17 protein-coding genes and 2 rRNA genes are annotated in these 23,616 nt (G+C 42.1%); 11 read left to right on the forward strand and 8 right to left on the reverse strand.

The window, feature by feature from the left end; genetic code table 11:
* Positions 1 to 287: 287 nt before the first annotated feature.
* The 4 genes from PAUR_RS02610 to PAUR_RS02625 all read left to right on the forward strand — a co-directional run bounded on the left by PAUR_RS02610 (position 288) and on the right by PAUR_RS02625 (position 6,122).
* A 23S ribosomal RNA gene (locus PAUR_RS02610) occupies positions 288 to 3,173 on the forward strand.
* Between the two features lie 118 nt (positions 3,174 to 3,291).
* Positions 3,292 to 3,406, forward strand: a 5S ribosomal RNA gene (gene rrf, locus PAUR_RS02615).
* Positions 3,407 to 3,968: 562 nt separating this feature from the next.
* Positions 3,969 to 4,583: a trimeric intracellular cation channel family protein gene (locus PAUR_RS02620; protein WP_192506271.1), complete on the forward strand. Its 615-nt coding sequence runs from the start codon at positions 3,969 to 3,971 to the stop codon at positions 4,581 to 4,583.
* A gap of 24 nt (positions 4,584 to 4,607) precedes the next feature.
* Positions 4,608 to 6,122, forward strand: coding sequence for a YifB family Mg chelatase-like AAA ATPase (locus PAUR_RS02625; RefSeq protein ID WP_192506272.1), 1,515 nt, complete (start codon positions 4,608 to 4,610; stop codon positions 6,120 to 6,122).
* 13 nt (positions 6,123 to 6,135) lie between these two features.
* Here PAUR_RS02625 and PAUR_RS02630 read toward each other — a convergent pair whose 3' ends face one another.
* Positions 6,136 to 6,840 (reverse strand): response regulator transcription factor, encoded by a 705-nt coding sequence (locus tag PAUR_RS02630; protein WP_192506273.1) that lies wholly within the window; start codon positions 6,838 to 6,840, stop codon positions 6,136 to 6,138.
* A gap of 229 nt (positions 6,841 to 7,069) precedes the next feature.
* Complete coding sequence (locus PAUR_RS02635; protein WP_192506274.1) at positions 7,070 to 9,523, reverse strand: alpha/beta hydrolase family protein; 2,454 nt, start codon at positions 9,521 to 9,523, stop codon at positions 7,070 to 7,072.
* Between the two features lie 109 nt (positions 9,524 to 9,632).
* On the opposite strand from PAUR_RS02635, the gene PAUR_RS02640 reads away from it, so the two are divergent.
* The gene (locus PAUR_RS02640) at positions 9,633 to 10,721 is read left to right on the forward strand and encodes a CNNM domain-containing protein (protein ID WP_192506275.1); all 1,089 of its coding nucleotides are present in this window, start codon (positions 9,633 to 9,635) and stop codon (positions 10,719 to 10,721) included.
* Here PAUR_RS02640 and PAUR_RS02645 read toward each other — a convergent pair.
* The gene (locus tag PAUR_RS02645; RefSeq protein WP_192506276.1) at positions 10,705 to 11,913 is read right to left on the reverse strand and encodes an EAL domain-containing response regulator; all 1,209 of its coding nucleotides are present in this window, start codon (positions 11,911 to 11,913) and stop codon (positions 10,705 to 10,707) included. The genes PAUR_RS02640 and PAUR_RS02645 overlap by 17 nt on opposite strands.
* A 138-nt stretch (positions 11,914 to 12,051) precedes the next feature.
* On the opposite strand from PAUR_RS02645, the gene PAUR_RS02650 reads away from it, so the two are divergent.
* Complete coding sequence (locus PAUR_RS02650) at positions 12,052 to 13,065, forward strand: site-2 protease family protein (protein WP_192506277.1); 1,014 nt, start codon at positions 12,052 to 12,054, stop codon at positions 13,063 to 13,065.
* A gap of 17 nt (positions 13,066 to 13,082) precedes the next feature.
* On the opposite strand, the gene PAUR_RS02655 is transcribed toward PAUR_RS02650, so the two are convergent.
* Positions 13,083 to 14,399, reverse strand: a complete 1,317-nt coding sequence (locus tag PAUR_RS02655) for a short-chain fatty acid transporter (protein WP_192506278.1) — start codon at positions 14,397 to 14,399, stop codon at positions 13,083 to 13,085.
* 191 nt (positions 14,400 to 14,590) lie between these two features.
* On the opposite strand from PAUR_RS02655, the gene PAUR_RS02660 reads away from it, so the two are divergent.
* Positions 14,591 to 14,830 (forward strand): hypothetical protein, encoded by a 240-nt coding sequence (locus PAUR_RS02660; protein ID WP_192506279.1) that lies wholly within the window; start codon positions 14,591 to 14,593, stop codon positions 14,828 to 14,830.
* On the opposite strand, the gene PAUR_RS02665 is transcribed toward PAUR_RS02660, so the two are convergent.
* On the reverse strand, positions 14,810 to 15,721 hold the full coding sequence (locus PAUR_RS02665; RefSeq protein ID WP_192506280.1) for an AEC family transporter: 912 nt from the start codon (positions 15,719 to 15,721) through the stop codon (positions 14,810 to 14,812). The genes PAUR_RS02660 and PAUR_RS02665 overlap by 21 nt on opposite strands.
* Positions 15,722 to 15,827: 106 nt before the next feature.
* Here PAUR_RS02665 and PAUR_RS02670 point away from each other — a divergent pair, with 106 nt between their 5' ends.
* Positions 15,828 to 16,196, forward strand: coding sequence for a YacL family protein (locus tag PAUR_RS02670; protein WP_192506281.1), 369 nt, complete (start codon positions 15,828 to 15,830; stop codon positions 16,194 to 16,196).
* A gap of 23 nt (positions 16,197 to 16,219) precedes the next feature.
* On the opposite strand, the gene PAUR_RS02675 is transcribed toward PAUR_RS02670, so the two are convergent.
* A complete protein-coding gene (locus PAUR_RS02675) occupies positions 16,220 to 16,924 on the reverse strand; it encodes a 2OG-Fe(II) oxygenase (RefSeq protein WP_192506282.1) in 705 nt (234 codons plus the stop codon).
* A 29-nt stretch (positions 16,925 to 16,953) separates the two neighbouring features.
* Between PAUR_RS02675 and PAUR_RS02680 the strand changes: the two genes are divergently transcribed.
* Positions 16,954 to 17,340, forward strand: a complete 387-nt coding sequence (locus PAUR_RS02680) for an acyl-CoA thioesterase (protein WP_192506283.1) — start codon at positions 16,954 to 16,956, stop codon at positions 17,338 to 17,340.
* A gap of 30 nt (positions 17,341 to 17,370) precedes the next feature.
* On the opposite strand, the gene PAUR_RS02685 is transcribed toward PAUR_RS02680, so the two are convergent.
* Positions 17,371 to 18,435: a hypothetical protein gene (locus PAUR_RS02685; RefSeq protein WP_192506284.1), complete on the reverse strand. Its 1,065-nt coding sequence runs from the start codon at positions 18,433 to 18,435 to the stop codon at positions 17,371 to 17,373.
* Positions 18,436 to 18,475: 40 nt separating this feature from the next.
* The gene (gene uvrA / locus PAUR_RS02690) at positions 18,476 to 21,295 is read right to left on the reverse strand and encodes an excinuclease ABC subunit UvrA (protein ID WP_192506285.1); all 2,820 of its coding nucleotides are present in this window, start codon (positions 21,293 to 21,295) and stop codon (positions 18,476 to 18,478) included.
* A gap of 164 nt (positions 21,296 to 21,459) precedes the next feature.
* On the opposite strand from uvrA, the gene PAUR_RS02695 reads away from it, so the two are divergent.
* Both PAUR_RS02695 and PAUR_RS02700 read left to right on the forward strand, forming a co-directional pair.
* The gene (locus PAUR_RS02695; RefSeq protein ID WP_192506286.1) at positions 21,460 to 22,182 is read left to right on the forward strand and encodes a substrate-binding periplasmic protein; all 723 of its coding nucleotides are present in this window, start codon (positions 21,460 to 21,462) and stop codon (positions 22,180 to 22,182) included.
* A 52-nt stretch (positions 22,183 to 22,234) separates the two neighbouring features.
* Entirely contained in the window at positions 22,235 to 23,602 is a 1,368-nt protein-coding gene (locus PAUR_RS02700; RefSeq protein ID WP_192506287.1) for an MFS transporter, read from the forward strand.
* Positions 23,603 to 23,616 lie beyond the last annotated feature (14 nt).

Consider the following 23,616-nt stretch of genomic DNA (forward strand, 5'->3'; position numbering starts at 1 on the left):
GATCACCTCCTTATACGATTTAGAACTTATTTGTTCGTAGTGTCCACACAGATGATTGTTAGTTAGTTTTATCCTAAGGGATTAACTAATTAATATTGCTCTTTAAAAATTTGGAAAAGCTGATAAATAAATTCTTATAGATATTTATATCTATAAAGAGTTTTCAAAAGTAAAACAATGCCAATTAATCAATGATTAATTAGCATCTACTTTAGTATTCAATATTAACTTCTGGCGAAGTTTAAACTGTCTTTGACAGTACAACTTAAAACTATTTTGGGTTGTATGGTTAAGTGACTAAGCGTATACGGTGGATGCCTTGGCAGTTGGAGGCGATGAAGGACGTACTAACTTGCGATAAGCCTAGTTGAGCCAGTAAGAGGCGCTTGAGACTAGGATTTCCGAATGGGGAAACCCACCTGCTTGCAGGTATCATATGGTGAATACATAGCCATATGAGGCGAACGCGGAGAACTGAAACATCTAAGTACCCGTAGGAAAAGAAATCAACCGAGATTCCGAAAGTAGCGGCGAGCGAAATCGGAACAGCCCTTAAGCTGTTTTGTAATTAGTGGAAGGCTCTGGAAAGTGCCACGATACAGGGTGATAGTCCCGTACACAAAAATTTATAAGCAGTGAAATCGAGTAGGTCGGAGCACGTGAAACTTTGACTGAATATAGGTGGACCATCATCTAAGGCTAAATACTCCCAACTGACCGATAGTGAACCAGTACCGTGAGGGAAAGGCGAAAAGAACCCCTGTGAGGGGAGTGAAATAGAACCTGAAACCGTATACGTACAAGCAGTAGGAGCCTACTTGTTAGGTGACTGCGTACCTTTTGTATAATGGGTCAGCGACTTATATTCTGTAGCGAGGTTAACCGATTAGGGTAGCCGTAGCGAAAGCGAGTCTTAACTGGGCGCTTAGTTGCAGGGTATAGACCCGAAACCCGGTGATCTAGCCATGGGCAGGTTGAAGGTTGAGTAACATCAACTGGAGGACCGAACCCACTAACGTTGAAAAGTTAGGGGATGACCTGTGGCTAGGAGTGAAAGGCTAATCAAACCGGGAGATAGCTGGTTCTCCCCGAAATCTATTTAGGTAGAGCCTCGGACGAATACTTACGGGGGTAGAGCACTGTTAAGGCTAGGGGGTCATCCCGACTTACCAACCCTTTGCAAACTCCGAATACCGTAAAGTACTATCCGGGAGACACACGGTGGGTGCTAACGTCCATCGTGAAGAGGGAAACAACCCAGACCGCCAGCTAAGGTCCCAAAGTATATGTTAAGTGGGAAACGATGTGGGAAGGCTAAAACAGCTAGGAGGTTGGCTTAGAAGCAGCCACCCTTTAAAGAAAGCGTAATAGCTCACTAGTCGAGTCGGCCTGCGCGGAAGATGTAACGGGGCTAAACATATCACCGAAGCTGCGGATTTGTCTTAGGACAAGTGGTAGGGGAGCGTTCTGTAAGCGGTTGAAGGTGTACCGGGAGGTATGCTGGACGTATCAGAAGTGCGAATGCTGACATGAGTAACGATAATGCGGGTGAAAAACCCGCACGCCGGAAGACCAAGGGTTCCTATCCCATGTTAATCAGGGTAGGGTAAGTCGACCCCTAAGGCGAGGCTGAAGAGCGTAGTCGATGGGAAACAGATTAATATTTCTGTACTTGGAATAATTGCGATGGGGGGACGGAGCAGGCTAAGCAAGCATGGCGTTGGTTGTCCATGTGAAAGTGAGTAGGCTAATGACTTAGGTAAATCCGGGTCGTTGTTAGGCTGAGACACGAGACGAGCTACCACGGTAGTGAAGTTGCTGATGCCCTACTTCCAGGAAAAGCCTCTAAGCTTCAGATTATTTCGAATCGTACCCCAAACCGACACAGGTGGTCAGGTAGAGAATACTAAGGCGCTTGAGAGAACTCGGGTGAAGGAACTAGGCAAAATTGTACCGTAACTTCGGGAGAAGGTACGCTCTTGATTGTGATGGGATTTACTCCTTAAGCGATTGAGAGCCGCAGTGACCAGGTGGCTGGGACTGTTTATTAAAAACACAGCACTGTGCAAAATCGTAAGATGACGTATACGGTGTGACACCTGCCCGGTGCCGGAAGGTTAATTGATGGGGTTAGACTTAGGTCGAAGCTCTTGATCGAAGCCCCGGTAAACGGCGGCCGTAACTATAACGGTCCTAAGGTAGCGAAATTCCTTGTCGGGTAAGTTCCGACCTGCACGAATGGTGTAACCATGGCCACGCTGTCTCCACCCGAGACTCAGTGAAATTGAAATCGCAGTGAAGATGCTGTGTACCCGCGGCTAGACGGAAAGACCCCGTGAACCTTTACTACAGCTTGGCACTGAACATTGAACCTACATGTGTAGGATAGGTGGGAGACTTAGAAGCACAGTCGCTAGATTGTGTGGAGTCAACCTTGAAATACCACCCTTGTAGTTTTGATGTTCTAACGTAGGTCCCTAATCGGGATTGCGGACAGTGCCTGGTGGGTAGTTTGACTGGGGCGGTCTCCTCCCAAAGAGTAACGGAGGAGCACGAAGGTTGGCTAAGTACGGTCGGACATCGTACGGTTAGTGTAATGGTAGAAGCCAGCTTAACTGCGAGACAGACACGTCGAGCAGGTACGAAAGTAGGTCATAGTGATCCGGTGGTTCTGAATGGAAGGGCCATCGCTCAACGGATAAAAGGTACTCCGGGGATAACAGGCTGATACCGCCCAAGAGTTCATATCGACGGCGGTGTTTGGCACCTCGATGTCGGCTCATCACATCCTGGGGCTGAAGTCGGTCCCAAGGGTATGGCTGTTCGCCATTTAAAGTGGTACGCGAGCTGGGTTTAGAACGTCGTGAGACAGTTCGGTCCCTATCTGCCGTGGGCGTTTGAGAATTGAGAGGGGTTGCTCCTAGTACGAGAGGACCGGAGTGAACGAACCGCTGGTGTTCGGGTTGTCATGCCAATGGCATTGCCCGGTAGCTACGTTCGGAACTGATAAGCGCTGAAAGCATCTAAGCGCGAAGCAGGCCTCGAGATGAGTTCTCACTAGAGCTATAAGCTCTCTGAAGGGCCGTTGGAGACTACAACGTTGATAGGCTGGGTGTGGAAGCATGGTGACATGTTAAGCTAACCAGTACTAATTACCCGTGAGGCTTAACCATACAACGCCAAAGTGGTTTAAGCGACAGAAGTTAGTGTTACTAAAGTAGCGTTTTACAGAATTTATTAGCATTCCAGATTTTAGTTAGCTTGCGACAGCGAGTTAGCACACCAGATTTGCTTGGTGACAATAGCGTTTTGGACCCACCTGACCCCATGCCGAACTCAGAAGTGAAACGAAACAGCGTCGATGATAGTGTGGCAGTTGCCATGTGAAAGTAGAACATTGCCAGGCATTAAATTAGAGAAACCCGTTGCAGAGATGCGACGGGTTTTTTGCGTTTGGGGTTTAGGAAAAGTGACTTGGAGAGCAGAAGTTAGAAAGGGGGTTTTAGGTCACTATGAATAGCATGCTGTAAAAGCCACAGACCCTGAAATGAATTCAGGGAGACGAGTTCCACGGAAATCCGACTTTATGGTCTTCCTGACGTAGGTCAGGATCCAGAATAACCTTGAATAATTGTGCCAACCTGTCTAATACCAATTAGATTAATTAAAAACTACACTATTGCTCAGTTTCTAGCACTTAGGATTTTGGTTCTATCAATATCTTTTATTAATGTGTTCCAAGCTTTACTACAACTTTCAATAATTCCGTTATAGCGATTAAAGCAAAGTTATGTCATGGCGGTTGTCTGAGCGACTTTTATTTAGTTTATAAGAATGATTTTGGTTTTTAGTAATGTAGTGTAGGTAATGACTGGTTTTTATTTTTGATATGTTGTTTTTATAATAACGAGCTGCCAGTGTTAGAGATAATTGGTCTTTTATAAGCTATTTTTAGGAAGTAATTTTATATGACTGAGTTATTTCATTGGTTTGATTTGCTTGGTGTAATGGTATTTGCTATTTCAGGTACTTTAATTGCGCATAGTAAACACATGGATGGATTTGGGGTGGTGGTGCTAGCTACTGTTACAGCAATCGGGGGCGGAACCCTTCGGGATATTATTTTAGATATTCCGGTATTCTGGTTACATGATGCAAGTTACTTTGTTGCGATTGGTGTCGCCATCATGATCAGTGTTTATTTTTTAAATCGACATAAGCAAATTCCACAGCAGATGTTACAAATAGCGGATGCGTTTGGACTGGCATTTTTTGCCGTAATGGGGGTGCAAAAAGCGCTATCTATTGGAATGCCTGATACAACAGCCATCATAATGGGGGTGATGACCGGGTGCTTTGGTGGGGTTATTCGAGATGTGCTAGCGGGGGATATGCCCCTTTTATTAAAGGGTGAGCTATATGCCATCACGTGTATATTCGGTGGGATAGTATATACTCAATTATCACACTGGGCGTTACCTGTTGAAGTCATTATGGTCTGTGCTATGTCTGCAACCCTTGGACTACGCTTGTTGGCAATGCATCATAAATGGGTGATCCATATATTTAAATACCCAGAATAGCTAAGTAATTAAAGGGACAAGGATATGTCACTTGCTAAAGTTTATACACGTGCCCAAGTTGGGATCTCTGCACCGGAAGTCACCGTTGAAGTACATTTAAGCAATGGGCTACCAGCATTTCATATTGTCGGGTTACCTGAGACCTCGGTAAAAGAAGCCCGAGAGCGGGTGCGCTCTGCGTTAACCAATTCAAAGTTTTTGTTCCCTGAGCAACGGATCACCGTTAACTTGGCCCCCGCTGATTTACCGAAAGAGGGCGGACGCTATGATCTGGCGATTGCAGTGGGTATTTTAGTGGCTTCCAACCAGTTACAGGCATTTCAGTCACACCACTACGAATTTTATGGCGAGCTGACATTAAGTGGTGAGGTGCATTCGGTCCATGCCATTTTACCAGCAGTACTTGCGGCAGAAAAAGCGCAGAGGTGTTGCTACATTCCACAAGACAACGATCAGGTAGCCAGTCTAGCTCAACATTGTAATCGAAAGGCGGTAAGCTCTCTACAATCACTATGGTTAGATTTACAAGGTCAAGACGCTCTGCCATTAAACATGCAGTACCCTGCGGTAAAAACACATTCAGCTAGTTCACATTTAGACATGAGTGAAGTCAAAGGTCAAAGTGCAGCAAAGCGTGTATTAGAAATTGCTGCTGCAGGGGGCCACAATACGCTATTTTTAGGGCCGCCAGGCACTGGTAAGTCGATGCTTGCACAGCGTATGCCGTCGATTATGCCCACACTACTAAACAATGAAGCACTTGAGACCGCCGCAATATATTCATTAATTGGAAAAACCATTGATATAGAGAATTGGCGAAACCGGCCATTTAGAAGCCCTCATCATACTTGCTCGGCTGTCGCTTTAGTGGGGGGGTCGTCTAATCCTAAGCCAGGTGAGATTTCGCTCGCGCATAATGGTGTATTGTTTCTTGATGAGTTACCAGAGTTTGAGCGTAAGGTACTAGATTCACTGAGAGAGCCAATGGAAACTGGCAAAGTCACGATATCAAGAGCAGCTAGGCAAGTAGACTTTCCTGCCAGATTTCAACTAATCGCTGCATTAAACCCGAGCCCAACAGGCTCTTATACAGACAAGCGAGCGACGGTGGACCAAGTGCTTAGATACTTAGCAAAGATCTCCGGCCCCTTTTTAGACCGTATTGATTTACAAATTGAACTTCCGAGGTTGACAACAGGTGAGCTGCAAAGTGCAGAGGTCGCTGAGTCGAGTGACTGCATTAGAGCCCGAGTAAATGCGGCACATACGATAGCATTTAATCGGCAGGGGGTGTGTAATGCGTTGTTAGGAACGAAAGAATTGATGCAACATTGTCAATTGGGTGAATATGAATCTCAGTTCTTAGGTACGGCGACTGATAAGTTATGCTTATCACCGCGCTCCTACCATAGGGTGTTGAAGGTCGCTAGGACAATTGCAGACATGGCTGGTCGGGAAAATATTGCTCTGGCAGATCTTAAAGAATCGCTAAGTTACCGAGCATTAGAGCGCTTATTAACACAATTAACTCGGTATTAGGGCTACACAAAAACTAGGTAGAAAGCATATAACCTTTGCCACGTACTGTGACTATGCGCTTTTGCTCTTTTTCATCTCCAAGTTTCTTTCTTAGTCGACCGATCAGTACATCAACCGTTCGGTCACTAGGGCTCCAATCAGGTTGCCCTATATCTTCGGATATTTTCTCTCTTGATGTCGCTTTACCTGCGTTAGCTATTAAACAAATGAGTACTTTATGTTCCGCTTCAGTTAATCGTGACTCTTCATTTTGGCCATTAATCAGTGTGCGATTATCTGGATGCAGTTTAAAGTCAGCATATTCAATAAACTCTTCTGATTCATCTTGGTCGCCAACAATGGTTAGACGTTTACACAAGGCACGCATTCTCAACTCAAGTTCAAGTAAGTCTACAGGTTTACAAATATAGTCATCAGCCCCTTGCGCTAACCCTGCTATTCTGTCAGCTTGAGAGTCTCTGCTAGACAGCATAATGACACCAATATCGGTTAAAGTATTGAGCTCTTTAGCCAACTCAAGACCATCAGTTGCTGGTAAAACGATATCAACAATAGCCAAAGTTATTTTATTGTTATCTTGTTGACTACTTTGAACACGATCAAGTGCGGTTGCACCGGTATTATCGACGTCGATCGAAAACTCGGTGTTAGCAAAGTGGTTTAAAATTCGCTTGGCTAAAAGTTCATCGTCTTCTACTAATAATACGTGAATGCTCATAGTGTCGCTATCTAATCAATAATTACCTCTATATTAGCATTGTCAAAAGTCAGCTGAGAAGTGTAAGGCGATTATTTTATGATAAAAAAGCGTGAAAACTTAAAATGAACCAGCAATGAATGGTATTTATTGTTGATAAAATATGTATAAATGAAAGGGGCACGTTGTGTACATACCCCTATCTATGTCAAAGCGTGGCGAAAAAGCCTATCTGTTTTTTATGCACACCTTATTTACTGTAAATATATTGCCACCACTGCGGTTGATCTTTTAAGTGCATATCAAAGTAAGCGAGCATAGTGTCCCACCAGTGAAAGCGACGGTCGCGTACAATGATTTGGTGGTCCGCGCCTTTATATTCAATAAGCTCTACATCTTTACCTAATAATTTAAGTGCAGTGTACATATTGTGACTTTCACCTGGTGGTACATTGGTATCAGCATCGCCATGAATTAATAATAAAGGGGTTGTAACTTTATCAGCATGAAAAACTGGACTTTGTTGCGAGTAAAGTGAGGGATTATTCCATGGAAAGCTGTTTTTAGATGCTTCGCCAGAATATAAGTAGCCCCACCAACCTTGGCCCCAATATGAGGTAATATTAGAAATACCTGCATGTGCAATGGACGCACTGAACAAGTCTGTTTTGGTCGCGAGCAACATAGTCATAAAGCCACCATAAGATGCCCCCAAATTACCTAAGCGATTCTTATCGACAAATGGGTAAGCTTTTAAAAACTCGTTGGTACCTTGAATAATATCGTCTGCTGTATGCTCGCCCCATGCATTGACATGCTTGGCTGAAAACTCTTGGCCAAAACCAGTAGCGCCTGTTGGTTGTACCACGTAAACCACATAGCCTTGTGCTGCCCATAGGTTAAATGGATAGCGACCTGTAAAGCCCCGAGAAACCGGTGATGTACCGCCATAGTAGTAAATTAACGCTGGATGTTTCTTAGAAGTATCTAGGTTGTGTGGTAAGTAAACTCGGCCACTGATCTGCGTGCCAGACTCATTGGTGAAGTTAAACTCCTCCAAAGATGCAATTTCGCTATTATTATAAGCGACAGATTTAGAGTCCCATAGTGTTTTTGTTTTGTTGCGTTTTACAGTAACTAAATTCAATGCTTGTGGTGATGAGGCTTGGCTTCCAGTGACAAGAATTTGGTCTTTATTTGTTTTAGACACACTATAACTTTGTACAACATCAAAACCAGTATTGAGCTTTTTGAAGCGACGCTTACTTTCATCATAGAGATATAACTGTTTTGTATCTTTGTCAGTAACATTCAGCACTGCATCGCCATTATTAAGCACGCGTAGACCCCCAATCGCAGGGGCGAATTTTTTGCTTAGAGCTTGCGGTTTTACACCGTCATTATTTAGTAGATAAAGCTGACCATCGTAATTATTGGCTAGCATATCTTTTGGCAGGTTTCTGCCAAGGCCTTGGCTAAAGTCGGGGCCCGCTATAACGTAAATACCTTTGTTCGTGTATTTAGCTTGGTTAAATGTTCTATATTGGCCAAGCATTTTTTCTGTATGGTTCGATAAGTCAATTTCCACTAATTGGGTTAACATATGTGGAGGCGCTGCGTAATCAACTGGGTTACGAGTTACCAGTACTGTATTACGCTCACTATCGAAGTCAGCTATGCGGGTGCTGATTTTACTTTCAGAGATGGAACTTACCAGTCTAGATTTTATATCGAGGAAGAAAGGCTGGCTAATTGAGCGGGCGTATGACCAACGGTCTTCAAGGCCTGAATAATGCTTTACCAGAGTGTGTTTGTCATCAGGTGTATTCGACCAAGAGAAAATAAGCGTATCTTCATCGAAAAATTGATAACCTGATGCACCTTTAAACTGTTCTGCAACGGTTTTTAGACTGAAGTCTTTAATATCGAGTATAGAGACTCGTTTATCTTGCGTAAACACAATGGCATTTGAGTCTGGAGACCATGATACTTGTGAAGCCGAAACACCTGGAAAGCGATATAACACTTCACCGTCGATGTTTTTAAGGCTTGTATTTGTAACCGCTGCATTTTCACGGCTTGTTTGATAGTGACGTTCGGTCGCCACGTAAAACTTACCATTAGGTGAAAGTGAGATAGCACTGATTGTTGGGGCATCATAAAGTTGCTTTGCTGAAAGTGCCGTGGTCGTTTTATGTGTTAAAACGATTTCATCATGCGCCGCCTTTGGCGTGTAATCGATTGCCACTTTTTTCCAGTCATCAACCTGTTCAGTGATAATAATAACTTGATGGTCGCCCGTGACTGCGTGAAAAGGGAATTCATTTTTTCCTGTTAATAGTTCACCATTGAGAAACACATGGGCCTTTTCGATCCCAGAAAGTGTGAGGGTGCCTGCTACAAAACGTGTTGTGCTAAAATTGAAGCGCAGTGCCTGCATACCATTCACTGTGAGAGCGCTCATTTCCTGAAGGTTTTGCCATGAATGTGTATGACCAAACACTTCCAGCTTTTGACTAGGTTTTTGCAGCTGAGGCAACAAGTTATTGATTATGCTTTTTTGATGCGGTGTATGATGTGGTTTTATGGTACTTTGTGTACCTAATGGACCGATAAACTGTATTTTACTCTCATCGAGAGGAGCAGCAGCCAGTTGTGTTGCGGCAGCTGAGAGTAATAATGTAACCGCGGTACGGAAAATCATAGTTGAGCCTATTGTAGGTAATAATATCGGCCCAATATATCATAGATATAGTTATTAATAAGCGGTCATGCGATTAACCGTCGTTAGCCCAATTGTAAGGAGTTACCTGTTGTTTCTATTAGTTAGTTATATGCTAATTGCCATCACCATTTCATTTTTATGCTCTGTGATGGAGGCTGTGCTTTTAAGCATTACGCCAAGCCATATTGCTATTTTGAAGAAAACACGTTTAACGTTGGCACTGCGAGTGCAAGCGTTAAAAAATAATATCGATAAGCCGTTAGCGGCTATTTTAACATTGAATACAGTAGCACATACCGCAGGTGCGGCGGGAGTGGGAGCTCAAGCTGCTGTGGTATTTTCCGATGCTGCTGTGGGGATTGCATCAGCCGTTATGACATTATTGGTTTTGGTGTTATCTGAAATCATTCCGAAGACATTAGGTGCAACTTATTGGCGAACACTCACTCCCATCGTTTCACTATGTTTAGTATGGCTTATCAGAATTTTAAAACCGTTTGTTTGGCTCTCAGATCAATTGACAAAATTAATGGGCAGTAAAGAAAACGAAGCTCAATATATTCGTCAAGAAATTGAAGCTATGGCGGAAATGGGCTCTGAAGCAGGTGCTTTAGATGAAGATGAAACACAAACCATTCGCAGTCTCTTAAGGTTTCGTCATGCGAAATTAGAAAAGGTGATGACACCACGTACGGTACTATTTAAAGTACATAAAGATATGACGGTGCATGAGTATTTATCGGAACATGGGGCTGTGTCATTTTCACGGGTATTAATTTATGACAAAAATACCGATGATATTATTGGTTTTGTACATAAAAACGATATTATGCTGGCTTATCATCGTTTAGGCAATGATTATAAAATTGGTAAATTGGCGATTGATTTATACACTGTACCAGAAACATTAGCAGCGCCAGAATTATTTCAAACCTTATTAGAAAAGCGCATACATATTGCACTTGTTATTGATGAATATGGAGATATTCAGGGCATTGTAACACTTGAAGATATGCTCGAGTCATTAATGGGAATGGATATTGTTGATGAACGTGACCAATCATCTAATATGCAACAAGCGGCAAAGAAAAAATGGCGCGATAGGGTGGATAACCACTCACACCTGATTGAAGCTGATGAAGAGTTGTTAGCTAAAAAAACTAAGAATTTGAATTAGTCATTCTAAGCCAAGAGTGTATCCAACGGATAAGCTCTTGTTTAGGCTTAGGCTTACAAATTAAAAAGCCTTGCATGAGTAGATTATGTTTATATCTATCTAAATACTGTAGTTCTTCGATTCTTTCTACCCCTTCAGCAACGATGCTGAGTTGCTCATTTTGTGCGATATCAACAAGGCTATCTATGATCACTTGAGAAAAGCGATCTGATTCGACATGGGTGATCAATGAACGGTCTATTTTTATTTCTGTAAAAGGTAAAGATTTGAGTTGGTGTAAGTTAGTAAAGCCAGTACCGAAATCATCTAAAGAAATTTCAAATCCACGGATCCTGAGTCGATTCATCGTTTCTAATTGCGTGTTGTTATCCAAGGGTAAGTGCTCGGTTATTTCGAGAATGATGTCTTGAGGCGTTAAGCGATTCAATTCCAAAATTAGGGCAAGTTTGTCAGGACAGCTGGGGTCGTTGAGTTGTGTTGGTGATAGATTAAAAGCCAAACGGACTTGTTGTCGTAATTCAGTTCGAATACTTTTGAGCTCTTCTGTGGCTTTTTCAAATAATTGAAATGTAATGAGGTTTATTAAATCTAAATCTTCTGCTGGGCCAATAAAGCGGTGAGGCAGCAATATATCACTTTGATCATCATTGACGATTCTGGCTAAGACTTCGATGCTGGGCACCCGTTTGTTTGCGCGATTTACTTTAGGCTGATAAAAGGGCGTAATTTGATTATGGCTAATTGCATTCAGTAGCTCACTTTCTGTAAGTGGTTTATTTACATGACTTGCAGGGGCGATAAATGACTCAAGCTTGTGGATGAGCCTATCGACCTCACTAAGTTGTACAGGCTTAGTGATATTGCCAATTAAATGTGCGTTACATTGTCTCGCTAAATTGGCAGCCAAGTCGATCACTTTGTTATCCATTTCGGAAATGATAGCCACGCCGCCAGAAAACTTTAATTCTCCCAATTGACGAATTAACTCCATCCCGTCCATGTCTGGCATATTCAAATCAGTGAATATGGCATCATATTGGAAAGGGGCCTGCTGAACGTTTTGTAATGCTTGTTTGGCGTTGTTACAACAAGTGATATCTGCAATGCCCAATTCAGTTAAAATAGCTTGCATAACCATTAAAATAGCTTGAGAGTCATCGACTACCATTATTTTATTTATTGTGACCGCCATCTGCATATCCTTTGAAAACATTGCTTATACGAGTTTAGTACAGCATTGGAAAATTTAAATGAAATTAGTTGTAAAAGTAGGTTTGTATGCGTCTGGATTTGTTGGGATAATGGCTAAAAAGCTAATCGTAAAATAGATATGACAAAAGTAGAGTTTACCCTTGCAGAGCTGCACTTTGCAGTCCACACCTCAGCAGATGAAATAGTCCAAGTATTTTGTGAACAGCAAGCGATGGTATTGGAACGTATCAGTGACAATATCTATCACGGTGAAGTACATGATCATCAATTTCAGTTTAGTATAGAGAAGCTATCTGAGGGTTTAGTGGCCGTAGCCATTAATGGGCAACCTTGGCAGTGGATGGAATTACCCAATCAAACAGAGGCTAGTAAGTTTAGTTTTATGGGGATCACGGCTTTAGTATTTAAGCTGTTTAAAAGTGCAAAAGTTGTAAAAGCTGCATTGGCTGGCGCTTCGGTTGCAGGGTATGCCTGGTTATTTTCTTGGCAGTTCGCAATTATGTTGATTGTGTGTTTGGTCGTACATGAGTATGGCCATGTGCGGGCCATGCAGTATTTTAAGATCAAAACCAAAGGGTTTTATTTAATTCCTTTTGTTGGGGGGTTAGCTGTCAGTGATGATAAGATAACGACACGCTGGCAAGATGTTGTGATCTCGTTGATGGGTCCGGCATTTGGCTTAATTACCTCTGTATTAGGGGTGGTATTATATTATGCCACTGAACTGGAAATATTTGCAGGTGTTGCTGTTTTAAGTGCACTTTTGAATTTATTTAATTTGCTACCTATGTTGCCATTAGATGGTGGGCATGTACTGAAAAGCATTAGTTTTTCGATGCGCTCATGGGTCGGCTTATTGGTGTGTCTTGGTGGCGTTTTATTTGGATTGTGGGTCAGTTACACATTTGGTTTGATGCTGTTGGTATTTTTCCTATTCATTGGCACACTCGAAATTGTCTTTGAATGGCGAGGGCGTAAGCAATCACATTTAATCCCTTTAGATAGATATGGGCAAGTTTTCTCTGCGGTAATGTACAGTGTTGTGGTTGCAGGGCATGTGGCTGTGATGATGCACTTCGCAGACTCAGAAAATGCCATTTTGAGTCTGCCCATGAAAATTCTATCGAGTTAGTGCAATGATAGTGGTCATTATAGCCAAGTAAGTATGGCGGCAATGATACAGCCCGACACAAGTAACTGAATAAAACAAAAGCCCATAATGTCTTTTGCTTTTAATCCTGCAATCGCCAGTACAGGCAGGGCCCAAAAGGGTTGGATCAAATTGGTCCACGCATCGCCCCATGCGACTGCCATCGCGACTCTCGGTAAATCGGCGCCGAGTTCCATGGCTGCCGGAAGTACAACCGGGGCTTGGATTGCCCACTGTCCACCACCCGATGGAATAAAAATATTTACTAGACCCGCACTTATAAAGCTCCAAAAAGGCAGTGATTCAGCAGTACTGATTTTTACAAAAGCAGATGAGATTTGCTGTGCCAACCCTGAATCAATCATAATGGCCATGATCCCCGCGTAAAATGGAAATTGAATAATAATGCCGGCCCCGCCTTGTATGGCATTTTGTAAGCTATTGAGTAAGTTTGCGGGTGTTTTATGGAGTAAAATAGCCAGAAATAAAAATACACTGATCACGCTGTTTAGGTTTAACCCCTTATTTTGGATGAAAAAATAAGAAACTAAATAAATGCAGCCAAGTAAACCAATTGAGGTACCCAGCCAAGTATTTTGCTCCAGCTTTTGCGCAGGGGTGTTTAGCAATGTGTTAGGCAGAGGTTTATCATTTTCTTGAAGTTTTGCTTTGTCAATCAGCACATGCTTTGAGTTTGGTGGGAGCAGCAAAACATTCACAACAGGTAAAATTATTAACATAGCCCCGAGTAAAATGAGGTTAAATGGCGCAAAGAGCGTGTCAGTGGTGCTAATTAAGCCAATGGTTTGCGTGGCAAAATGATTCTGGGTTGCAATTGTGAGGGGCACTGAGCCAGATAGCCCGCCATGCCATACAATAAACCCTGAGTAGGCACTGGCAACGAGTACTCGGTAATCTACGTCAATGCGTTTAGCGAGAGCTTTAGCAAATAATGCCCCAATAACGAGGCCAAAGCCCCAATTAATCCAGCTGGCCAGCATTGATACTAGTGAGATCAGAGTAATAGCTAAGGCAGGTGTTTTCGCTTGCTGAGCTAACTTATCTAAGACTGCGATACAAATGGGGGTACTGGCTAACATATAACCGGATACGAGTATTAATAGCATTTGCATTGAGAAAGTGAGTAACGTCCAAAAACCTTGGCCCCATGCGTTGATAGCATCAATGGGTGTAAAAGGGGTGACGGTGCTTGCTAAAGTCAGTACGATAAGGGTTAGGATTAGTACAAAGACATATGGGTCAGGTAGATAGCGCTCAACTAAATGGGTTAAAGGGCGTGTGATCCGATAGAGCATAGCGTGAACATCCAAGTAGTTTTTGTTTTATCATAACTAATTATTTCACTAAAAGTTAGTGTAATACACTAATTTGGAATTAATAGAACTCGGGGCTGTATATTTAAGTTGTTGATATTTATTAGATATAAATATGGCATAAAAACTGTATTGCTCATGTAAGTTAATTATTTTTATTAAAAGAGGTTGCTATGGCAGGTCAAGGCTCAGGCGGTAATGTAATCGCCGCAATATGTAACATTTTCTTCCCTGGCTTAGGCCAGTTAGTACAAGGGCGTATTTTATCCGCGCTTATTTTTGCGATTATCGTGGTTGGTGGATATGCATTATGGTTCTTAATTATTCCTCCTGTTATTGGTGCAATCGCGCATTTATGGTCAATCATTGATGCTGCAAAATACATTAGTGATTCAGGGTACGAGCGCCGTTAACCAAAGGCTGAGTGTCACAATGCTAAGCAGTGTAGAAAGTGCGACACTGCTGGCCATTACAGCCTGCTGAGTATTTAATTGACGGGTAACTAAATAGGCATTTACACCTAAAGGTGATGCACTCATTAAGGTCACAACGCTTATCAGCGTTGTATCAAGTTTAAACCCCCACCTCGCTGTTACATAAACTGCCAATGGCAAGATGATTAATTTTATCAGGCTAATTAATAGTGCGGGTTGCCAAGCGTGTTTAATTGAATAGTTCACCAAACTAGCCCCTAATACAAAGAGTGCTCCGGCAATTGCTGGTTCCGCTAACAAGAGTAATGCTGATTGGACTGGCTGTGGGAGAGCTATATTGAGTAGATTTGCTAAAAGTCCACAACTAATACTGAGTACGATTGGATTAATAAACAAAGGTTTAAGTAGTTTAACTAGATTATTTTTGTGCTCTGTAGCACAGAAGAATGTGAGGGCGAAGAGCATGGCGCTATGAAAAGTGATAATGATGAATACTAAGGCGCCATATTGTGCGCCTAAACTGGTGATGATAATTGGCAGTCCAACTAAAACAGTATTTGAGTAAGTGCAGCCTAGAGCGAATATGGCGGAATCAGCCAGCGGTGTCTTTTTTATTATTTTTAATAAGGATGTACACAGGATGTAGACAGTGAGTACTGGACCGTAAAAACTGATCATAACAGTTGCAGATAACACCCGAGATAGGTCAGCTTGATACATGCTAATAAAGAGTAATGTGGGTATCGCCAGATTGAAAAAAAATTGACGAAGTCCGACAAAGTGTTCATTAGAAAAAAGGTTGAATCTGGCGCAGATAAACCCTATCAGTGCGACAAAAACTAAAGGAAATAAAACACTTAAAGGCTGCATAAATGGCAATCGTTCGAATAAAGAGGGTATTATCCGTGCTCTTGTTGTACAGAACAAGCTATTGCACAGTATAATAGCATGCTTAATCGTTAATTAAGGTTCAATTTTGGAGTATCAATTTATCCGAGACCCGATTGCAGGGTTAAAAGTTAGAATAAGTGACGAACAAGCTCTTATAGCCCGTTGGTTAAACGAAGAACTCGATAAAAGTGAAGTCGCAGAACTCGTGGCTCGGTGTCATATGATGACGAAAGGGCAGCCTGCTTGGGTGAGACTGGGTAATGAAATTCGCTTTACGTTGAATGCCGATGAAGCATTATTTGAAGCACATGCATTATTTCAAGAGGGCGATGATATTAGCCAATATGCAGATGATGCATTAGAACTTGATGATCATGGATTAGTTGCAGGGTGTGGATTTGAAGACTTTGTGGCGTTATTAATGGCATGGCAGGCATTTATTGCAGGCAAGTAACCTGCAATAATTTGAACGAAAATTCACGATTCGGGCTGACCATATATTTGCTCAGCTCGATTGAACAGTACCCAAGAAGTTAAAATATATTTGTCGTTAGAAATCGGTTTATTCCCTCGGTGGGTATGAGTAAAGTAACCTGGTGCTATTACCATACTCCCTTTCACAGGGGCAATCTTTTTATTCTGATAAACAAACTCAGTCTCTCCCCCTTCTTCAACATCATTTAAGTAAAACATAAAGAGTAAGACTCTGTGTAGCGCTTCGTTATGCCCAAGTTGAGGATAAACTTCGCTATGCCAATAGGGATAGCCTCCTTTGTTGATGTCATATTTTTGTGCTTGGATAGAGCCTAAGCGAAAAATTTGCTGGGTTAGTAGGTGTATTTGTGGTTTGCCAACCTCTTCAAAGTTATCAATGGTCAGGTCTACTGGTTGGCCTGTTTTTGGGTGGTATACCTTGAGTCCAAAAGCACCGATCAGCATGAAAAAGTGTTCTTCGATATACTTGAATACGTGTTGAGCTGTTACTTGTTGTATATGTTCAAGGTTTTGTGCGTATTCAGGGTGAGAATTTAAATACAGATCTTGACTCATTTTTTTGCTAAGGTCGACACCACCCGATGTGGTCCCTTGTTTTAAGTGTGGGCTTTGCTCAAATGTATTGATAAATTGATCACAAAACTCAGTGCTTAGCGCGTTTTCATAAACGCGTATAAAATCTGTCATGACTGTACCTACATGTTATTGGAATTATTATGTTGTCAGAAGTATTAATGCCTCGGTTTAGTGAAACCGATGTCTTAGGACATATCAACAATACCGTACTCCCAGTGTGGTTTGAAGCCGCACGAGTGCCAATTTTTAAAATATTTACACCTGATCTAAATCCTCTCGATTGGAAATTAATTGTCGCGAAAGTTGAAGTGACTTTTAAAGGAGAATTGTTCTATGGTCAAGCTGTTGAAATAAAAACAAAAATAGAAAAAATTGGTAATAGTTCATTTGTTATCTTACAGCAAGCTTGGCAGCATGATGAATGCTGCGCAGAAGGAAGAACAGTGATGGTACGCTATGATTTTTCAAAAAAATCAGCACAAACCCTAAGCGATAATGAACGAAGTGCATTAACAATGTACCTTTAAGTCATTGCTAGAATGAATTTGACGCGCTGCTTATTGCTTAGGTGTGATAAATTCATGACCAATCGCCGCAGAAATACAAGGTTTAACAGTGAAAGAGTACTCAACCCCAGTATCATTGGTATGCTTAATTATCTCTAATATTTCATAATCATTGAGTTCAATGACACGACTCGAGGGGGTTAATTGACACCGTGATTTACTATCGGCTTCTTGGTCATAAATAAAATTGGCCAGTACTTGTTTACGCCAAAGAAAAAAGCGCTCAGAGCGTGCGATATTATCTTCTAGTTGAGAGAGTATTTCCTCTGCTTCAACATCATCCTCGTTATCAGTGATGGTAATATCACTACCGGTTGCTTGTTTCGTTATGTTTGACATCTCAACGCGCCCGACGGTCCCTGCAATATTTACGGTGACGGGTTTATCTGATACCGCTTTAATTAAATCAGAGACAACCAAGTTAACACCGTGTGCTAATCCAGAGCTACTTAAAAATAATGCCATATGAATGGTCAAAATTGAGCTTAATGCAAAGCGAACAACCCCTGTAATAATGGGAAAGCGATATTCTGGTGCATGCCATAATTTGGCTAAGCCAAAAGGTTTGATGAGCAGTAAAAATATGAGGTATATAGGCATTAATAATTGTAACAATAATAAGGCTGCAACGCTGGTGGTGATAAACCAAGTTGGTAGTGACAGTAAGACACTTAAGTTATGTGTGTAAGGAAAGTGATCAGAGCTGACTCCGGTAATATCATTGACGTGACCAGCGGCTTGTACTAAAGCGAAGTTAGCAATAAATGCGTAGAATAGAAAAATCAGGGATTTTCCGGGTAAGCTATCCCAGACATACAAAAATTTGGGCCAAAATTCATATATCAATGCCGCGAGTACGAGTGTTGAAACGGCAAAAAGTGCTAAGCCAGTGTCGGCATCGACGCCTGTGATCAGAAAACCGATATTGGCGCAACATGCCAATAGGTAGCTACGTTGGGCAAACGTGAGGCTATGCCAAAATGCATAAGAACGTTCTTTATATGAACCAATGATTGAGGCAATAGAAAAAGAGTTGAATGAAGGAAGCTGGCGCATAACGTACCTGTAATTATTGTTATGCGCCAATGATAGGTGCTTACAGTAAAGGCTTCAAGTATTTACCGGTGTGAGATTCATGACATTGGGCGACTTGTTCTGGCGTGCCTGCAATCAATATTTGCCCGCCCCCAGCGCCGCCTTCAGGTCCTAAGTCAACAATCCAATCAGCAGTCTTAATCACATCCAAATTATGCTCAATAACGACGACAGTGTTGCCGTGGTCACGTAGTCTGTGTAACACCACGAGCAGTTGTTGAATATCGTGAAAATGTAGGCCTGTGGTCGGCTCGTCTAATATATAGAGCGTTTTACCTGTGTCTCTTTTTGAGAGTTCTCGGGCCAATTTAACTCGTTGTGCTTCGCCACCAGATAAGGTAGTTGCGGCTTGCCCTAATCGAATATACGATAACCCCACATCCATTAAAGTTTGCAATTTACGGTTAATAGCTGGGATTTTTTCAAAGAAGCGATGAGCATCTTCGACCGTCATTTCGAGCACTTGATGAATATTTTTATCTTTATAAAGCACTTCAAGTGTTTCGCGGTTATAACGCTTACCTGTACACACATCGCAAGGAACATACACGTCAGGTAAAAAGTGCATTTCGACTTTAATCACCCCATCGCCTTGGCAAGCCTCACATCGACCCCCTTTGACATTAAAGCTGAAACGACCCACTTTGTAGCCTCGAGAACGCGCTTCTTGGGTGCCTGCAAATAGTTCTCTTATGGCTGTAAAGATCCCGGTATAAGTCGCTGGATTTGAACGAGGGGTACGGCCGATTGGACTTTGGTCAATATCAATGACTTTATCAAAGTGCTCTAAACCACTGATTGATTCATGTGCTGCAGGTTCTGCCGTTGTGGCGCCGTTGAGTTCAGTATGAGCTAATTTAAATAGTGTGTCGTTAATAAGCGTTGATTTACCAGAACCTGAGACGCCTGTAATACAGGTCATCAAGCCAAATGGGATCTCTAAATCAACATTTTTTAAATTGTTGCCTTTGGCACCAAACAACGCTAACCACTTGTCATTGGTGGGGTGGCGCTGCTCTGGTACGGCAATACACTTTTTGCCGCTGAGGTATTGTCCAGTAATTGAGTCTGGATTGTTAACGATGGCATCACGATCACCTTGGGCAATAACATAACCACCATGCACACCGGCTCCTGGACCAATATCAATGATATGGTCAGCGGCGCGAATAGCATCTTCGTCGTGTTCAACGACGATCACGGTATTACCTAAATCCCGTAAATGCGTGAGCGTACTGAGTAAACGATCATTATCTCGCTGGTGTAATCCAATTGATGGCTCATCTAACACATACATCACACCAACAAGGCCAGCACCAATTTGACTGGCAAGGCGTATTCTTTGTGCTTCTCCGCCTGATAATGTATCAGCACTGCGATCAAGAGAAAGATAATTTAACCCAACATTGATCAAAAATGAGAGCCGATCGCGGATCTCTTTTAAGATTTTTTCAGCAATTTGTGCTCTTTGACCAGTTAATGTTAATGATTGGAAGAAATCCATGGACTCACCAATACTCATGTTGGTAATAACAGGGAGTGTGGTGTGGCCGATAAATACATTTCGTGCTTCTTCGCGTAAGCGAGAACCATTACAGCTTGGGCAAGCTTGACTGGTTTGATATTTAGCAAGCTCTTCGCGGACCGAGCTAGATTCGGTTTCGCGATAGCGGCGGTTCATATTATTTAGAACCCCCTCGAACTCATGATTTCGAGTGATTAAATCACCGCGATCATTTCTATAGTTAAAAGAGATCTTAGTTTGACCAGATCCTTCAAGTACAATTTTTTGATGGTCTTTACTTAATTCGTTAAAAGGAACTTCTAAATCAAATTCATAATGTTCGGCAACGGATTGCAACATTTGGAAATAATAGAAACTGCGTTTATCCCAGCCTTTAATCGCCCCCCCACTGAGGCTTAGCTCTTTGTTTTGTACGACACGTTGAGGATCAAAGTATTGCCTTACACCTAAGCCATCACAGCTTTGGCAAGCACCTGCTGGATTATTAAATGAAAATAAGCGAGGCTCAAGTTCCATCATGGCATAACCACAGCTCGGGCACGCAAAGTTAGCCGAAAAAATCAGTTCTTGGAAGTCAGTGTCGTCCATACTGGTAACAACAGCGATGCCTCCAGATAATTCTAATGCAGTTTCAAACGACTCAGCTAAACGTTGTTGCAGACCTTCTTTGACTTTGAAGCGATCTACAACCACCTCTATAGTATGTTTTTTGTGTAACTCAAGTGTGGGAGGATCAGATAAATCGCAGACTTCGCCATCGATTCTCGCTCTAATATAACCTTGGCTAGCCAATTGCTCTAATAATTTTACGTGTTCACCTTTGCGGTTTTTAACCACTGGAGCGAGCAACATCATTTTGCTGCCCTCAGGGTGTTCGAGCGCGGTATCTACCATTTGGCTAATGGTTTGTGCAGCAAGAGGTTGATTGTGTGTAGGGCATCGGGGCTCCCCGACACGCGCAAATAAAAGTCTTAGGTAGTCATATATTTCGGTGATGGTTCCAACCGTTGAACGTGGGTTATGCGATGTTGATTTTTGTTCAATGGAAATAGCGGGTGATAGCCCTTCGATATGATCAACATCCGGTTTTTCCATCAAGGATAAAAACTGGCGTGCATAGGCAGATAAAGATTCAACGTATCGACGCTGACCTTCTGCATATAATGTATCAAATGCTAAAGATGATTTACCTGAACCTGACAGGCCGGTGATCACGATCAATTTATCGCGAGGAATGGTAAGCGAAATATCTTTTAAATTGTGCGTGCGAGCGCCTCTGACTTCTATTTTATCCATGCTGACCTAACTACAAAGTTTAATGGCGGTGGTGATAGCGAAACAGTATCGCATAATTTGCGTGAAATTAACGTATCTTTGCTAAACGAACTAAACTAATCACTGGGATCAATTATCGAGTCGTTATTTTGAATGTTGTCCGATATGGTGTGATAGGTCTGTTGATGATACTCACATTTGGCACAAGTGCGTGCGAATATGTGGTGCGTTTTGAAGATTATGGTGCACAATCAAAATTAGACAAGTCGTTAAATTGGCATGGGCTAGATGTCGACTTTGCCAAAGCTCTGTTAGATGAGGCTCATTGTACCTATCGGTTCGTCAGTGTGCCTTGGGGACGAGCATTGAAAATGCTTGAAATAGGAGAGATTGATATGATGCTCAGCGTATCTAAAACAGCGCTGAGAATGCAATACGCGTACTTTATTGGACCGCAGAGAATGGAAACCATTGTTTTTGCAATGAACACCAACAGAGTGTTTGACGTACCTACAGTTGAATCGTTGTTTACACTTCCTTCTCCGGTGGCAATACAACGAGATGCGTATTATGGAGAAGCATTTGATAAACGTATGGTGCAAGAGCTCGACGTGGATAGTCACTTTATCTATGTACCAGATAATCAACTTAAGCTGAATTTATTAAGACATGGGCGCATTTCTGGCTTTTTAGAAGAAAAATACAATATTTTGTATCAAAAAAGGAATAATCCTGACTTTGTGGCCATCACCATTAGTCCATTAGTGGTGAATGAAGACCCTGTTTATTATGCATTTAGCAAGCAAACGATTTCAAAGGAGCAGCGTGAGAAGTTACAAGCAGCCTTTATTGCTATCAAAAACTCTGGAAAATTAGCTCAGATCTTAAAAAAATATAAGTTAGACTGAGTTTTTTTGTTAGACTGTCGCGCGTTAAAGCTGGCTGACAAAAATGAGAAACATGTCCATTCACTCTTTAAATCGATTAGAAAAACGTGCTGCGGTCTCCTTGGCAAGCGTATTTGCATTTCGCATGCTGGGTTTATTTATGCTGATGCCAGTGCTGGCCATTTATGGGCAGTCGTTAGAACATGTGTCCCCCATGTGGATTGGGCTGGCTATCGGAGTGTATGGGTTAACGCAAGCATTGTTACAAATTCCGATGGGGTGGCTTTCAGATAAATTTGGTCGCAAGCCGATTATTATTATGGGGCTCATTGTATTTGCATTGGGCTCTGTTGTTGCCGCAACAGCTGATTCAATTTATTGGGTGACAGCAGGACGTGCTCTACAAGGTATGGGCGCAATTGCCAGTGCTCTGCTTGCCCTCGCTTCGGATTTAAGTCGCGATGAACAACGTCCTAAAGTCATGGCCGTGATAGGTATGTGCATTGGCTTGAGTTTTGCCGTGGCCATGCTATTAGGCCCAATGGTCGCCTCTGCATTCGGTATATCAGGGGTGTTTTGGCTCACTGCAATACTGGCCATTTCGGGGATATTGATTATTGTATTTTTGGTACCGAGTGCTGTTCAACGGGCGCCAAAGGGCGATACGGTAGCTACATTTGTCGATATTCGTCGTTTAATTAAACACCCACAATTATTACGTTTAGACCTCGGAGTTATGCTGCTGCACCTTACTTTAACGACGTTATTTGTGGTATTGCCGGGGCAATTAATTACAGGGGGACTGGCGGCTCCACAACATTGGCAATTGTATATTCCTGTTTTATTACTTGCTTTTATATTGATGGCGCCGGTGATGATCATTGCAATGAAAAAGCAAAAAGAGAAAGAAGCTTTTCTGGGTTGTATTGGATTACTAATCGCAAGCTCATTAACTTTAGTATTGGTGATTGATTCTGTTATTGGTATTGCTTTATGTATGTTACTTTATTTTATTGCCTTTAATTTTTTAGAAGCGACAATGCCAGCACTCGTCGCAAGGCTGTCACCAGCGAATCAAAAAGGTTCAGCAATGGGAGTATTTTCGTCTGGACAATTTTTTGGTGCATTTCTTGGTGGAATATTAGGGGGTTATATTGCACAGCAAGGTAATCCGCATGGAGTGTTTGCCGCGGTGGCCTGTGTTGGGGTAATATGGTTGGTAATCGCATGGCGAATGCAGATCCCACCAAAGAGTAAAATAATTAGTTTATTAGTCAGCTTGTCTGAAGGCGAAAAAGCGAAAGATATTGCAGATAAACTGATCACGTTACCTGGTGTTATTGAAGCAACGGTGGTACCAGAAGAAAGCCGTAGCTATTTGAAAATAGACGATAAAATTTTTGATTTAAATCAAGCTAAGCAAGTGCTTGGTTTGCAATAGAGTGAGGAGAAGGT

The organism is Pseudoalteromonas aurantia 208, from assembly GCF_014858725.1.
In the GTDB taxonomy this organism is placed as follows: domain Bacteria; phylum Pseudomonadota; class Gammaproteobacteria; order Enterobacterales; family Alteromonadaceae; genus Pseudoalteromonas; species Pseudoalteromonas aurantia.